This window comes from Flavobacteriales bacterium (assembly GCA_021739695.1).
GTDB lineage: Bacteria > Bacteroidota > Bacteroidia > UBA10329 > UBA10329 > UBA10329.
Genome location: JAIPBM010000029.1, coordinates 45,528 through 60,234 on the forward strand (window position 1 = coordinate 45,528; position 14,707 = coordinate 60,234).

The 14,707-nt window shown below is 43.5% G+C and carries 11 protein-coding genes; 4 read left to right on the forward strand and 7 right to left on the reverse strand.

The features are described from left to right. Nucleotides 1-17: 17 nt before the first annotated feature. Entirely contained in the window at nt 18-2,579 is a 2,562-nt protein-coding gene (locus K9J17_15425; GenBank protein MCF8278123.1) for an ATP-dependent Clp protease ATP-binding subunit, read from the reverse strand. A 260-nt stretch (nt 2,580-2,839) separates the two neighbouring features. Between K9J17_15425 and gyrA the strand changes: the two genes are divergently transcribed. The 3 genes from gyrA to K9J17_15440 all read left to right on the forward strand — a co-directional run bounded on the left by gyrA (nt 2,840) and on the right by K9J17_15440 (nt 7,173). Further along, nucleotides 2,840-5,422 (forward strand): DNA gyrase subunit A, encoded by a 2,583-nt coding sequence (gene gyrA, locus K9J17_15430; protein ID MCF8278124.1) that lies wholly within the window; start codon nt 2,840-2,842, stop codon nt 5,420-5,422. A gap of 87 nt (nt 5,423-5,509) precedes the next feature. Beyond that, on the forward strand, nt 5,510-6,715 hold the full coding sequence (locus K9J17_15435; protein ID MCF8278125.1) for a hypothetical protein: 1,206 nt from the start codon (nt 5,510-5,512) through the stop codon (nt 6,713-6,715). A gap of 230 nt (nt 6,716-6,945) precedes the next feature. Next, on the forward strand, nt 6,946-7,173 hold the full coding sequence (locus tag K9J17_15440; GenBank protein MCF8278126.1) for a hypothetical protein: 228 nt from the start codon (nt 6,946-6,948) through the stop codon (nt 7,171-7,173). A 28-nt stretch (nt 7,174-7,201) separates the two neighbouring features. On the opposite strand, the gene K9J17_15445 is transcribed toward K9J17_15440, so the two are convergent. From K9J17_15445 to K9J17_15455, 3 genes are read right to left on the reverse strand one after another with little or no spacing between them, the layout of a single operon-like run. Continuing rightward, nucleotides 7,202-7,633 (reverse strand): hypothetical protein, encoded by a 432-nt coding sequence (locus K9J17_15445; protein MCF8278127.1) that lies wholly within the window; start codon nt 7,631-7,633, stop codon nt 7,202-7,204. Next, nucleotides 7,578-8,138, reverse strand: coding sequence for a hypothetical protein (locus tag K9J17_15450; GenBank protein MCF8278128.1), 561 nt, complete (start codon nt 8,136-8,138; stop codon nt 7,578-7,580). The genes K9J17_15445 and K9J17_15450 overlap by 56 nt, the downstream gene beginning before the upstream one ends. Nucleotides 8,139-8,168: 30 nt before the next feature. After that, nucleotides 8,169-8,636 carry a hypothetical protein gene (locus K9J17_15455; GenBank protein ID MCF8278129.1) on the reverse strand — a complete coding sequence of 156 codons (468 nt, stop codon included), beginning with the start codon at nt 8,634-8,636 and terminating at the stop codon, nt 8,169-8,171. Nucleotides 8,637-9,057: 421 nt separating this feature from the next. On the opposite strand from K9J17_15455, the gene K9J17_15460 reads away from it, so the two are divergent. Further along, nucleotides 9,058-9,615, forward strand: coding sequence for a fibronectin type III domain-containing protein (locus K9J17_15460; GenBank protein MCF8278130.1), 558 nt, complete (start codon nt 9,058-9,060; stop codon nt 9,613-9,615). A gap of 634 nt (nt 9,616-10,249) precedes the next feature. Here the strand turns inward: K9J17_15460 and K9J17_15465 are convergent. From K9J17_15465 to K9J17_15475, 3 genes are all read right to left on the reverse strand, one after another. Next, a complete protein-coding gene (locus K9J17_15465; protein MCF8278131.1) occupies nt 10,250-10,558 on the reverse strand; it encodes a GIY-YIG nuclease family protein in 309 nt (102 codons plus the stop codon). Nucleotides 10,559-10,787: 229 nt separating this feature from the next. Further along, the gene (locus K9J17_15470; protein ID MCF8278132.1) at nt 10,788-13,196 is read right to left on the reverse strand and encodes a PAS domain S-box protein; all 2,409 of its coding nucleotides are present in this window, start codon (nt 13,194-13,196) and stop codon (nt 10,788-10,790) included. Between the two features lie 334 nt (nt 13,197-13,530). Continuing rightward, nucleotides 13,531-14,163, reverse strand: coding sequence for a response regulator transcription factor (locus tag K9J17_15475; GenBank protein MCF8278133.1), 633 nt, complete (start codon nt 14,161-14,163; stop codon nt 13,531-13,533). Nucleotides 14,164-14,707 lie beyond the last annotated feature (544 nt).

Consider the following 14,707-nt stretch of genomic DNA (forward strand, 5'->3'; position numbering starts at 1 on the left):
TTTGCTTTATTCTGGAATTAACCTTCCGAAGAATCTTTCTTCTTCTTGTCAGCTTTTGGCTTTTTTACGCTGATGGTAAGTTCAGTGGCATCTTTCTCATGCTTCACTTCCAATATATCTCCTTGCGCAATGGTAGAACCAATGATTGCTTCCGCCAACGGATCTTCCAAATACTTCTGAATAGCGCGTGCCAATGGTCGTGCACCAAATTCAGGATCATATCCTTTTTCAGAAAGGAACTCTTTGGCTGTACTTGCAAGTTCTATCGTGTAACCAACTTCCTCAATTCGTTTGAATACACTTTTCAATTCCAGATCAATGATCTGGAACAGATCTTCCTTCTTTAACTGATTGAAGAGAACCACATCATCAATTCTATTCAAGAACTCAGGAGCAAATGCTTTCTTCAACGCCTTCTCAATCACACCGCGAGAGTGGTCATCACTAGAAGATGTTTTTGCACTAGTTGCAAATCCAACGCCTTGACCGAAATCCTGCAATTGTCTTGATCCAATATTCGATGTCATGATCACAATCGTGTTCTTGAAATCAATCTTGCGACCCAAAGAATCTGTCATCTGTCCATCATCCAACGCCTGAAGAAGCAAGTTGAACACATCTGGATGCGCTTTTTCAATCTCATCCAATAGCACAACTGAATAAGGCTTTCTTCGAACTTTTTCGGTCAACTGACCGCCTTCTTCATAACCAACGTATCCCGGAGGGGCACCAACCAATCTTGAGATGGCAAATTTCTCCATATACTCACTCATGTCTATTCTGATGAGCGAATCATCCGAATCGAACAGATACTGAGACAATACTTTAGCCAACTCCGTTTTACCAACTCCTGTTGGTCCAAGGAAAATGAAACTACCGATCGGTTTGTTCGGGTCTTTCAATCCAGCACGATTTCGTTGAATGGCGCGAACAACTTTCTTAATGGCATCATCTTGCCCGATCACCTTTCCTTTCAGGTTCTCGTACATGGATTTCAGTCGGTTACCTTCATTTTGAGCAACACGATGAACAGGAATTCCCGTCATCATCGAAACCACTTCAGCAACATCTTCTTCGGTTACAGTCTCACGGTTTTCTTTCGTGTCTTCTTCCCATTTGTTCTTTTGTCGTTCCAACTCCTCTTGAAGCTTACGTTCCTTATCGCGCAAGTTGGCAGCCTCTTCATACTTCTGGCTTCTAACCACACGATTCTTCTCTTCCTTCACTTCATCCACCTTCTTTTCCAGTTCCACAATCACTTCAGGAACATGAATATTGGTGATGTGAACACGAGAACCGACTTCATCCAATGCATCAATGGCCTTGTCTGGAAGGAAGCGGTCGGTCATGTACCGATTCGTTAATGTCACACAGGCAACTATGGCCTCAGGTGTGTAGTTCACATTATGATGCTCTTCGTATTTGCCTTTGATGTTATTCAAGATCTCAATGGTTTCATCAACTGTTGTTGGGTCAACGATCACCTTTTGGAAACGTCTTTCCAAGGCACCATCCTTCTCAATGTATTGACGGTATTCATCTAGTGTTGTAGCACCGATACATTGAACTTCTCCACGTGCCAAAGCTGGTTTGAACATGTTAGATGCATCCATAGAACCTGAAGCGCCACCAGCACCAACAATGGTGTGAATCTCATCGATGAAAAGAATGACGTCCGGAGATTTCTCCAACTCGTTCATTACGGCTTTCATACGCTCTTCAAATTGCCCACGGTATTTTGTGCCGGCAACCAAAGACGCAAGATCAAGCGTTACTACGCGCTTACCGAACAGTACACGCGATACTTTACGCTGAATAATGCGGAGCGCCAAACCTTCTGCAATGGCAGACTTACCAACACCAGGTTCACCGATAAGGATCGGATTGTTCTTTTTTCTTCGGCTTAGGATCTGAGAAACACGCTCAATTTCCTTCTCACGACCTACAACAGGATCAAGCTTTCCATCTTCGGCAGCCTTTGTCAGGTCGCGGCCAAAGTTGTCCAATACCGGTGTTTTCGACTTTGGATCGACCGGCTTTCTAACCTGTCCGCCTCCAGTACCAGCTGCACCAAAGTTGTCACCTTCGTCATCATCGTCAGCAGAATCGCTGTGTCGAGCCTCAGGACTAACACCAGTCTCGCCCAATATTACTTCGACCTCTTCTTTCACAAGGTCATAATCCACTCCCATTTTCTTCATGCTTCTAGTTACAACGTTATCATCGTCTTTTAGGATGGCAAGCAGCAAATGTTCTGTTCCGATGGTCGGACTCTTGAACACCTTTGCTTCCAAATAAGTGATTTTTAAAGCTTTTTCTGCTTGTTTGATCAGTGGGATGTTTCCCAAATTGGTCTTCTTCGAAGCCTTGCCCGTATGCGTTGCAGACTCAATCTCCTTACGAAGGTCTTGAATATCAACTCCCAGCGAACCCAGAATGCGAATGGCCGTTCCTTCGCCTTCGCGAATAATGCCAAGCAGCAAGTGCTCCGTTCCAATGTAATCGTGCCCTAGTCTTAGTGCTTCTTCGCGACTGAAACTGATCACATCCTTTACCCGTGGTGAAAATTTAGCGTCCATTTTATATGGTTCAAATGTCGTATTAATGCTGTAACTCCATCCATCAAACAGCGCAGTACTGCCTCATGTTCAAAAATAGGTTCGGGCTAACTGACAACCTTCCGGAAAACTCGTTTTTATCAACAGAAATCTGTTAGTAATAACCGCGTTTTCAATCTCCTGAAACAAGCGTCAACAGGGGCTAAAAGCTTAAATTCGAAAACTATTTGAAGTCGCGGTTATCAAAGACCGTGCAAATCACTAAACATTAACATTTTGTCATGGCAGAAGGAGAGAGGATCATACCCATCAACATTGAAGATGAGATGAAAACCGCCTACATCGATTATTCGATGTCGGTTATCGTTTCAAGAGCACTTCCCGATGTAAGGGATGGCTTGAAACCAGTTCACAGAAGAGTATTATATGGTATGCTCGACCTTGGGGTTAGAGCAGGTAGCGCGTACAAGAAGTCGGCAAGAATCGTAGGAGAGGTGCTTGGAAAGTACCATCCACATGGCGATTCGTCAGTATACGACACCATGGTTCGTATGGCGCAGGAATGGTCTTTGCGCTATCCTTTGGTTGACGGACAAGGTAACTTTGGTTCGGTAGATGGCGACAGCCCTGCCGCCATGCGTTATACCGAGGCACGTCTTCGCAGAATTGCAGAGGAGTTGTTGGCAGACATCGAAAAAGATACAGTTGACTTCCGACTGAACTTTGATGATACCTTGCAAGAACCAACCGTTCTTCCTGCAAGAATCCCCAACCTGTTGATCAATGGTTCTTCGGGTATTGCTGTTGGTATGGCCACGAATATGGCACCACATAACCTTACAGAGGTTATCAACGGTACCATCGCTTACATCGATAACCGCGACATTACCATTGCTGAGTTGATGGAGCACATCAAGGCTCCTGATTTCCCTACAGGAGGAACCATCTACGGATACGATGGTGTTCGCGATGCTTTCGAAACAGGTAGAGGCCGAGTAATGATGCGTGCCAAAGCTGAGTTTGAAGAAACGAAGTCAGGTCGTGAGCAGATCATCGTTACCGAAATTCCTTATCAGGTCAATAAGGCCGAAATGATCAAGAAAACTGCCGACCTGGTAGTTGAGAAGAAGATTGAAGGAATCAGCGATATCCGCGATGAATCGGATAGAAAAGGGATGCGTATCGTTTATGAATTGAAACGCGATGCCATTCCTAATGTGGTGCTTAATACCTTATATAAGTATACAGCGCTGCAGACCTCTTTCAGCGTAAACAATATTGCGCTTGTTAAAGGCCGTCCGGAAATGCTCACGTTGAAAGACATGATCGTGCATTTCGTGGAGCACCGTCATGACGTCATTGTAAGACGTACCAAGTTTGAATTGGACCAAGCTGAAAAGCGTGCGCACATCCTGGAAGGTCTCATCATTGCCTCAGATAACATTGATGAGGTCATCAAGATCATCCGTGCTTCTTCTAGCCCAGATGAGGCGAGAGAAAAGTTGATGGAACGCTTCAATCTCAGCGATATTCAATCGCGTGCCATTGTTGAAATGCGTCTACGTCAGCTTACAGGACTGGAGCAAGACAAATTGCGTGCTGAGTACGAGGAGTTGATGAAGACCATCGAATACTTGAAAAGCATTCTAGACAACGAAGACCTGAGATACACCATCATCAAAGATGAATTGGTGGTTATCAGAGATAAGTACGGTGATGAAAGACGAAGTGTGATTGAGCACAACGCCAACGACCTTCGTATGGAAGACATGATTGCCGATGAGGAAGTGGTCATCACCATTTCCCATATGGGCTACATCAAGCGTACGCCACTAACCGAATACCGTGTTCAAAGTAGAGGAGGAGTAGGAGCAAAAGGCAGCACCACGCGTGATGAGGATTTCTTGGAATACCTCTTTGTGGCAACCAACCACAACTACATGCTCTTCTTTACCGAAAAAGGCAAGTGTTTCTGGATGCGCGCTTTCGAAATTCCGGAAGGAACCAAGACAAGTAAAGGACGTGCCATTCAAAATCTGATCAACATTGAATCGGACGATAAGGTGAAAGCCTTCATCAATGTGAAAGACCTGAAAGACGAGGAGTACATCAACAACACCTACGTTATCATGTGTTCTAAGCACGGAATCATCAAGAAAACAACTCTTGCTGCGTACTCTCGCCCACGTGTAAATGGTATCAATGCCATTACCATTAAAGATGGCGATCAATTGCTTGAAGCCAAATTGACCACAGGAGAAAGCCATATCCTTATTGCAGGAACACATGGCCGTTGCATCCATTTCCCTGAAGCCAAAGTTCGTCCGATGGGAAGAACCGCTGCTGGGGTAAAAGGAATCAGCCTTCCGAAAGGAGTAGAGGTGGTTGGCATGATCTGTGTAGAAGACGTGGAAACCGAAACAGTAATGGTGGTTTCTGAGAACGGCTACGGCAAACGATCATCGGTAGAAGATTACCGAATCACGAATAGAGGTGGAAAAGGGGTTAAGACCATGAATGTGACCGAAAAGACCGGTGCACTCATCGCTATCAAGTCTGTTGTGGATGCGAACGACCTCATGATCATCAATAAATCGGGAATCGCTATTCGAATGGATGTGGCCGAGATCAGAGTAATGGGAAGAGCCACACAAGGGGTGAAACTCATTAACCTGAAAGGTAAAGACAGCATTGCTGCCATTGCCAAGGTCGAGATATCTGTGGAAGAAGATGAGATCCTTTTAGATGAAGAAGGAAATCCGATAGTAGCTGAGGCTGATGAGAACGCAGCAGAAGATACTGGAGCTGATGCTACAGATGAAAATCTTGACGAAGAGCAAGAATCAGACGAAAACGAAGAATAAAAAGCAAAATCGGATGACGGATCAGGCGAGAATTATCATATTCGAACCCGATTCGTTATCCGTATCTGAAACAAAAAACCAAAAATCATGACCATTAAGAAGACAACGCTGATCTCAGCAGCCCTTTTAGTGAGTGTTGCCGTCTTCGGACAAAAATCCAAGAGGACGAGCGCCAACAACTACCTGCAATACGGTGAGTTGGACAACGCCAAAGAGGCCATTGACCCATGTATCACCAACGAAGCAACCATGGCCGAAGCCAAAACGTGGTTCTTTAGAGGACAGATCTACCAAGCCATCTACGAAACCAAAGAAGAGAAGTATAAATCGCTATCAGACAATCCTTTACAGATAGCATTTGAAAGTTTTCTTAAATGCAGGGAACTGGATGATAAGAACTATCATACCGAAATGGTTCTTAAATATTTGGATGTTGAAGGCAAGCAATTCGTGAATGAAGGCATCACCCGATACAATGCCAAAGATTACGCTGGAGCATTGGCTGCATTCGAAAACACGCTTACTGCGAGTGCCATTGAGCAGATTAAACGGACCGATTCGTTGGCCATTTATTATTCTGGTGCTTGCGCTGAACAAGTAGGAGATCTGCAAAAAGCAGAGATGTACTATCGTATGGCGATGGATATCAATTTCAAGGCAGAAGCGGCTTTAGTTAGAATGCAGAACATGTATGCAGCTGCCAAACAAGAAGAAAAAGCCTTTGAGATTTTGAAGGAAGGCCGTGCTAAATTCCCGAACAACCAAGCGCTTATCACAAGCGAAGTGAACGTGTATTTAGGTAAAAACCAGCATGCAGAAGCCATGCAAGCATTGGAATTGGCCTTGAAGGGAGAGCCTGACAATGCATCGTTGCATTTTGCGTACGGATTTGTGAACGATAGACTGGCAGCCAAAGAAATTGAGGCAAATCCGAAGGGAAATGACGCCTACAACGGTTATTTAGCTGCTGCTGAAAAAAGCTATGCCAGATCGGTAGAATTGGATCCATCGAATTTTGATGCCGTTTACAACCTAGGCGCCTTGTATTTTAACCAAGCGGTTAAAATGAACGAAGCCGCGAATATGATCGATGACACGAAGAAATTTGAAGTAGCGCGAGCAGAAGCTGATAAAGTATTCGACAAAGCTTTACCAATTTTGGAAAAGGCATATGCGATTCAACCAGACGATAAAGGCGTGTTGATTTCTTTGAAACAATTGTACTACCGTAAAATGGTGGAGGATGCATCATACAAATCAAAGTATGATGAGATCATTGCACGTATGAAGTGACAACGAAACAGAATTAAGAATGGGAGCGATTTGCTCCCTTTCTTTTGATAATACTATTTAACATAATATTAATTATAAAACATTAATGATATAGACAAATGTCTGATAATCAATTTATCACGAATTACTATTGTAGCGCATAATCTTGCGGTGTGCAAACTGACACTATTTCCAGCAGAATTAAACAGGTCCTTGACCTGAAGTATCAGAATGATCGCAGAAAATTCTGCATGAAAACTGGAATTGCACAAGGAACACTTGGTCCGATAGTCAATGGCCATAGAACCCCTGGTCATGGGTTTTACGAGAAACTTCTAGAATGTCATCCGGATTTGAGTATCACTTGGATAATCACTGGACATGGAGAAATGTTCCTTCCAGATACGAATGCCCTGAAACAAAAGATTGACCTACTGGAAAATTTGAATGAATTCTTAAAGAAAAATCATTCAAGATAAACATCAGGATTAATCAAAACTCTCACGGTCAAACGATTTGCCGAATCGTGGTATTTGCCCTTAATTCCTCCTTAAAGCTCATCAGATTGAGCAAGCCAAGAACAATCCGATTAACTTCTGCTTGAGCCGTAAACGTTGAAACAAAAGCACGAATGAATGGAAATGTAATTGCCAATGCACTACTGTAGAAATACTCTGGGATTAAATCAAATGTTAGAGGATGTTCATTAAATCTGTACAATGAACAAGTGGTCATCTTAATTATTTCAAGACCAGTATGTTTGTCATAGGCCTTGAAATCCACCCACAGCTCAAATTCCCCTGTTGCCTCAATGAATTCTCCTCGAGGTTTCATATCCATTACTAAATCAACAGACTTATCAATAGACTCCTTATAATAAAACTCAGGAACCTTGAAGTTTGTGAACTGGAAAGAATGTGCAGGTTGCGCTTGTGACATAAGGCAATATTAAGTAAAAAGAAAAAGCCCCGGAGGATTCCGAGGCTTTTTCATTGTGTGACTTATAATTATTTACAGGGTCTGGTGGATTGGTCGAAACAATTTTGGGGCCTCCAATTGTTACATCACTCCGTTGAGCAAATTCATATAGCCAATACGAGTTAACCGCAGAATTGTCAATGCGATAACAACTTGGGGCAAAACCAAATTCAGTTAGACTCCAAGTCCCAAATAAAATTTCAGTCGGTAGTAGCTCATCCCAATTAATCGGAACCTGAGAGAATAGATTAAAATCATCGCAATCACTTACAACGACAGCGGCTTCATCAATTCGACTACGCTGAAAATTGAATTCAGCTTCAATTCCATTGAGATACTCATTCACAGTGGGCCCAACGATTCCGTAGGAATTTACTCGGTCTATAATCTTTTTGAGTAACTCATCGGAAATCATTTCACGTACCTCTTTGGATACTTCCATGATATTATTGACCTGATTTTTCATGACTCTGTTATTTCAAAGATAAGAAATAAATCAAATATTTTTTGCTGGATGAATCAATTTTAAGGGCGACAAAAGTACTTCAGACATTCTCACTACGCAAATCATAACTCTAGGGGTTAGATTCATTTCCCCTTTTAACGGTTTTCCATTCTTCCTCTCAGCAAATTTCACAATTTGTTCAGGAAACGGACTCGGACTCTCGTCAACAGCTCTAATCACATCAAACGGAAATAAATCTCTTCGCATCATCACCTGTGAAATATTCTTCATGATTTCAATAACCGCGCCAATGGGTTTATCCTCCAAACCATAATCTTTGGCATAACGCTGAAATAGCTTCTGATGTTGTCTACTACCAAGAAGATCAAACATTAAACCCCTGTCAACTTCAAAATCCGCTTCACAAACCATGCATCCTAGACGATTATACCATACTTCATCCCCCCAAAAAATCGCCCAATCTTCATGATCGTCCCAGAAATAAGTTCCTTTTCCCAAGTACGCAGTAGGTCCTGTTTGGGTTTCAAACGGCCCATCCCTCAACAACTTCCTTCGGATTTCCCCTATTTTCTACAACGTGATGAACGACAGTATTAAAGTGATTATCCATAATTCAGTCCAATGTCAAAAAAATCGATTCAATCTCCACAAGAGGAATCCAAACATAATCAAACATTTGACTTTCAAGATATAGCACACTTCATCTTTGACATTATTTCAAAAGACCAAGGATACACTGTAAAGTTTGAGTCCAGCATTATTCTTATTAGATGCATTACATCAAACCATCTAAGTCTATACTGCCCAAAAACTTTCCCAGCCCCTCCCCTTTTTTGAACGTCCGAAATTCAAATACAATGGCAGATGTAAACACGACCTCGACATAGAAGTCGTTGATGGCGTACAAATTGGACTTTAATTGCTCGTTGGACACGTTTGTAAGAAACACGCCACGTTCCCTACTCCTAACCCACCTTTGGCCGACCTTGCACTGCATGCCGATGCCTTAGACGCTGCCGAAACAGCTGCTTCGGAAGGAGGAAAAGACAGAACCCGCTTGCGCGATGCCGCTTTGAGCAAGGCAACGGATGACATGAATCTACAGGTACTGTACGTGCAAACTGTAACGTTGGGAGATAGAGACATGACAGCCTTAGCAGGTATGGAAACGCAGGCGGTACCGAGCGAATGGCCCGTACCAGATATGCCTGAGGGCTTTAAAGTAAGGCCAGGCACCTTGGAAGGGTCTATCTACATGTTCTGCAAGAATACCCGATACAAGAGAGAGTATGTGTTTGAAATGTGGGTAGAAGACACAGCAGGTGGTGGCAATTGGAAAGGCATTCAGGTTCAAACAAGTGGTCGCTATCAGCACGAAGGCTTGGAGCGTGGCAAGATCTATCGTTTCAGGGTGTATGCCAAAAACTCGAAAGGCCGCGGCCTTGCTAGCAGCGAGGCAAGTTGTGCCGCCAGATAGACAAGGATGGACAAGCAAATGTTCGTCACCCGCTGGCGGACATAGAACCCTGGGGTTAAGTTTTTTCGCCTCGGGGTTCTGAATGTTCATTTGTCATGCTGACGAAGTGCCTGCCCTGAGCTTGTCGAAGGGAAGCATCTCTTTTACCATCTTGGCAAGTCAATCAAACGAGATTCCTCCCTTCGATAAAAACTCAGGGCAGGCTGCACCTCGGAATGACAGGACTACTGTCATGCTGACGAAGGAAGCATCCCCTATCCCGTTTGTCATGCTGACGTTAGGAAGCATCCCTATTCACAAGGAGATTCCTCGTGCACTCGGAATGACAAGACTACTGTCATGCGGACGAAGGAAGGATCTGTTTTGCAATCTTGGCAAGTCAATCAGACGAGATTCCTCGTGCCTCGGAATGACAGGACTACTGTCATGCTGACGAAGGAAGCATCCCCTATCCCGTTTGTCATGCTGACGAAGGAAGCATCCCTATTCACAAGGAGATTCCTCGCGCACTCGGAATGACAAGACCGCTGTCATGCTGACGTTAGGAAGCATCTCTATTCACAAGGAGATTCCTCGCGCACTCGGAATGACAAAACCAATGTCATGCTGACGAAGTGCCTCGGAAAGACAAGAGCTAATCCTCCTTCACACTATCGTTCAAAAACTCCCAGTTGGGATTGAAACCATTGATCAGTTCATTCTTTTTCTGTCGTCTCCAACCTTTTATCTCTTTCTCTCTGGCAATAGCGTCAGCAACATATTGAAACCGTTCCCAATACAACAGATAATGACACTTGTATTTGCCAGTAAACCGAATGGTTGATGGTTGTTTGTGTTCAGACAACCGCCTTTCCAGATTATTGGTCACGCCAGTGTAAAGCACCGTCTTGGTCTTATTCGTTATGATGTAAACGAAGTAGTTATGCAGTCCTAGAGGTTTCATCTTCCAGATCAGGCAAGCTAAATTAACTGATCTCGTTTGTCATGCTGACGAAGTGCCTGCCCTGAGCATGTCGAAGGGAAGCATCTCTTTTCTTGCAATAGCCTATAGATGAAGCTACGCTGAACTTCGTTTCTCCAACATTCTAAGTAAAACGAATTATTCTGAATAATGAGTACAGATACGAGTTATAAGTTATTGTATTTCAATATACTTATGGCTGTGTATATATTCAAAATTCCATACCGAAGGCAATCACGTCATCTACCTGAAAATTGTCTCCCTTCCATTCTAGAAAATGTCTTTCAAGCAATTCTTTGTGCTCAATGAATGGCTTAGACTGTATCTTTAAGAGGAAGGCTTTTTTTCTTCTACGAAGCATTTTCTTTTTCTCATCGCCACCAAACTGATCGACAAAACCGTCTGAGAAAGTGTAGATCCTATCCCCCGCTCTGAACTCAACGCAGTGCTCTTCGGCATCCTGCGTTTGAATACGTATTGCTCCACCAACCATGGCCTTAAGCCCTTTATACACCTTCAATTCCCCAGACGAAAAGTAGTAGACGTCTCTTCCAATATTCACAAAATGAACATACTTTTCCGTTTGGTCTATCCGAAACAGTGACAGTTCCATCCCATCGTTCAGCATTGATGTTTCTTTGGTCTGGCCAAGAAAATCAGTAATGGCAGCATCCGTTTCCATTACCACCTGTTTAGGATTTCGTTTCTTCTTGCGCCCCAAAGTGTACTGTTTCAACAGCTGCACCGCCAAAATGGTCATCAAGGCACCAGGTACACCATGCCCTGTGCAATCTCCAATGGCAATATAGCTACAGTCGTATGCATTATCTTGATGGGTCCAATGGAAATCTCCGCTTAGTATATCGCGCGGTATATCGATCACAAAGAAATCTTTGACACCGATATCTGCTGGGTTTACGTGTTGAATGAAGGCATTCTGAATATGCTTGGCATAACTGATACTATCTGTGATATCCTTGTTCCGGTCTACCAGTAATGTGTTGGCCCTTGATAGTTCTTCTGTTCGCTCATCAACCTTCATCTCCAATGTCCTAAACAGTTCATCCCGTTCTATCTCGGCCATTTTACGTGGGGTAATATCGGTCATGATGGCAATAAGCTGTTCCATTCTTCCATCTCCACCCATTACTGGAGTAGCATGGACGCTAGCCCAATAGCCATCTCCGTTCTTCTTACGAAGAAACATCTCCTCGTGCACGGCCTTACCGTTTTTCAACGCCTTCATGATAGCTTTTATCCGAGCAAATGCATCTTCATTCGGACTGCTGAATATCTGATAAGGCAAACGACCTTCAATATCTTTTAAAGTGTAACCCGTTTGGTTCAGAAAGCCTTCATTCACCCATGTGGGATAAAAAGACCCGTCTCCAATAAAAACGCCATTGTTGATCTTGCTTGCCACCATGGAAAGCTTACGTATTTCTTCTTCCTGTACCTTCCGTTTGGTAATATCTCGCATCATCACCATGGTACCCGTGCTACCATCCCAATTCAGTGGCCCAAGGTTGATATCAACAGGGAATTCACTGCCATCCTTCCGTTTGGCAATCAAATTATTCATTACACCCATGGCGCGCCTTTCAGGCTTTTGTGCATATCCATTCCGATGATGTTGGTGTACATGTGCATATCGGTCGGGAATGAGTATTTCTACTGGTTTGCCCAGCACTTGCTCATACTTGTACCCAAAATAATCTTCTGCCTGTTGGCTAAAGAAGACGATCTTTCCCTCATCATTGGCAATGATCACTGCGTCTGGGGCCTGATTGAGGGCATCTTTGAAACGCTTGCGTGTTTGCCGTACCTCCTGTTCCCTTATAACCCTTTCGGTTATATCCGAATGAATGACAACCGCCCCTCCCTCATTGCCGTGGAAAGGCGTTACTTTCATAATAAACCAGCGTATAGCATCTGGTGAATGGCAGGGATACTCGTATACGAAATAGCTGCGTTTACCACTTAGGATATCATTAACTCCCTCAAATGGAGCCACTGCCGATGAATCTCCTCCCGTAATGAAATTCTTACAAACCTCTAGGTAATTGACCCCATGATAATCGGCTTCTGTAGTTCCTCCACCATTCGCTGCCGAAAACTTTATCCAGTTCTCGTTCACATAGATCAGCTCTCCTCTTTTATTGATCACTCCGATATTGGAGGGTATGACCGATAATATACCGGAGCCGATTGCTGCTTTTGTTCGCAAAACTTCGGAGGCTTCTTTTTCGGCCAAGGCCATTTCCCGCTCTTCTTTGGCCTGTTTCAGTTCTACCTGTAGTTTACAAAGACTCCCTTTCTGTGCTTCAACAATTGCTAGCTGAGAAAGTAATTCCATCACAGCCCCATTGTGCATTGAATCCGAAATCACTACGCATGGAACATCCTTTGCTATGGAACGTATCTGTTGCAATGTTTCAACTGCAGATATACATGGTAAATTGCTATTCAATAAGATAGCAGCATATTTACCCGGAACGAAGCGCTTTCTGAACGCCTCGTATCCCTTGGCATGATCGATCTCTATCGTAACATGATTCGGTATTTGCAGGCTTTTCAGTTCTTCATCTTGAATGTCTCTTCCTATATAGATTATACGCATCCGCAATGTTCTTAAGAAGAATAGTAGTGGTTGAACAAGGACATTTGGCGAGCATTGCTTTGTAAGCGATTATCAGATTTCATGAGGTGATCACATTCCAGGAAGGCTGAAGTATTCATTACATGATCCAAATTCCCTTTACGTACCACCCAAATATTTGGCAGACCAGAAATAACTGCATCTGTTTTCAGCAACCATCTACCCAACAAACGCAGCATCCTTCACCGAATAATTGATAGGTGACAAGGTATATTTGTCTTCGGAAAGACACTGTAGCCAGAAATACGAAACTGACGTGGCTGAAATCGTTACAACGAATGCGTGAATGGAAGACTCATACCAATCCGTTCCGGAAGGCAAATAATGCCAGCTCAATATTGTTATTGAGGGATAGTTTTTTCAATATGCGACTTCTGTAGCTACTGGCAGTATGACCACTTATGGATAATTCCGTTCCTATTTCATTCATCGTTTTTCCTTCGGCAATGAGAATGAGCACCTCGAATTCTCTTTCTGAAAGTGATTCTAAGCCGCTAAATGCGGTATCCTCCAAGGCTATCCTTGCCATGGTATCCGTCTGCTTCGGAGTCAGGTAGCGTCCTCCATCCAACAATTTCCGTAAAGCACTGCAGAATTCGTCAATATTATTGTCCGCACTGATGAATGCATTGAGTCCTGCTTTTATCAAGCGCAGTCCGTATAATTGTTCAGGGTAAATACTATATCCAAGAATGGGTATGGACACTTTTTCCCTCCTTAACCTGCGTACCATTTCTAAGCCTTTAAAACCAGAAGAACACATACCAAGTATCAGAAGGTCATAGTTTTTTTGATTCAATACTGGAATTATATCAGTTCCGGTTGGAAGCCGATCGATCTTTAAGTTAGGAGATCGATTATTTAGATACTCACATAGGGTTGTCGAGCATATCTCATGGTTCAAACCGATCAAGATCTTTCCTTTCATATTACCATTGATGTGCACCGAATTGAGTGCCGAACAAATCTATTTTATAATGATGCGATGATTCGTAGTTCCAAGGATGATTGTCGTGTAACGAAAAGAACTACTTTAATGATACGGATTGACCACGATTTATTCATCATGCTGAGGAAGAAATCATCTTTTATCCCGTTTGTCATGCTGACGAAGTGCCTGCCCTGAGCTTGTCGAAGGAAGGATCTGTTTTGCAATCTTGGTAGGTCAATCAGACGAGATTCCTCCCTTCGATAAAAACTCAGGGCAGGCTGTGCCTCGGAATGACAAGACCGCTGTCATGCTGACGTTAGGAAGCATCCCCTATCCCGTTTGTCATGCTGACGAAGGAAGCATCCCTATTCACAAGGAGATTCCTCGCGCACTCGGAATGACAAGACCTCTGTCATGCTGACGAAGTGCCTGCCCTGAGCATGTCGAAGAGAAGCATCTCGTTTACCATCTTGGTAGGTCAATCAGACGAGATTCCTTCCGTCGATAAAAACTCAGGGCATGCTGCACCTCGGAATGACAG

Excerpts from the sequence above, each read along its gene's own strand:
- K9J17_15425 (MCF8278123.1), bottom strand. The coding sequence starts at position 2,579 with ATGGACGCTAAATTTTCACCACGGGTAAAGGATGTGATCAGTTTCAGT.
- gyrA (MCF8278124.1), top strand. The coding sequence starts at position 2,840 with ATGGCAGAAGGAGAGAGGATCATACCCATCAACATTGAAGATGAGATG.
- K9J17_15435 (MCF8278125.1), top strand. The coding sequence starts at position 5,510 with ATGACCATTAAGAAGACAACGCTGATCTCAGCAGCCCTTTTAGTGAGT.
- K9J17_15440 (MCF8278126.1), top strand. The coding sequence starts at position 6,946 with ATGAAAACTGGAATTGCACAAGGAACACTTGGTCCGATAGTCAATGGC.
- K9J17_15445 (MCF8278127.1), bottom strand. The coding sequence starts at position 7,633 with ATGTCACAAGCGCAACCTGCACATTCTTTCCAGTTCACAAACTTCAAG.
- K9J17_15450 (MCF8278128.1), bottom strand. The coding sequence starts at position 8,138 with ATGAAAAATCAGGTCAATAATATCATGGAAGTATCCAAAGAGGTACGT.
- K9J17_15465 (MCF8278131.1), bottom strand. The coding sequence starts at position 10,558 with ATGAAACCTCTAGGACTGCATAACTACTTCGTTTACATCATAACGAAT.
- K9J17_15470 (MCF8278132.1), bottom strand. The coding sequence starts at position 13,196 with ATGCGTATAATCTATATAGGAAGAGACATTCAAGATGAAGAACTGAAA.
- K9J17_15475 (MCF8278133.1), bottom strand. The coding sequence starts at position 14,163 with ATGAAAGGAAAGATCTTGATCGGTTTGAACCATGAGATATGCTCGACA.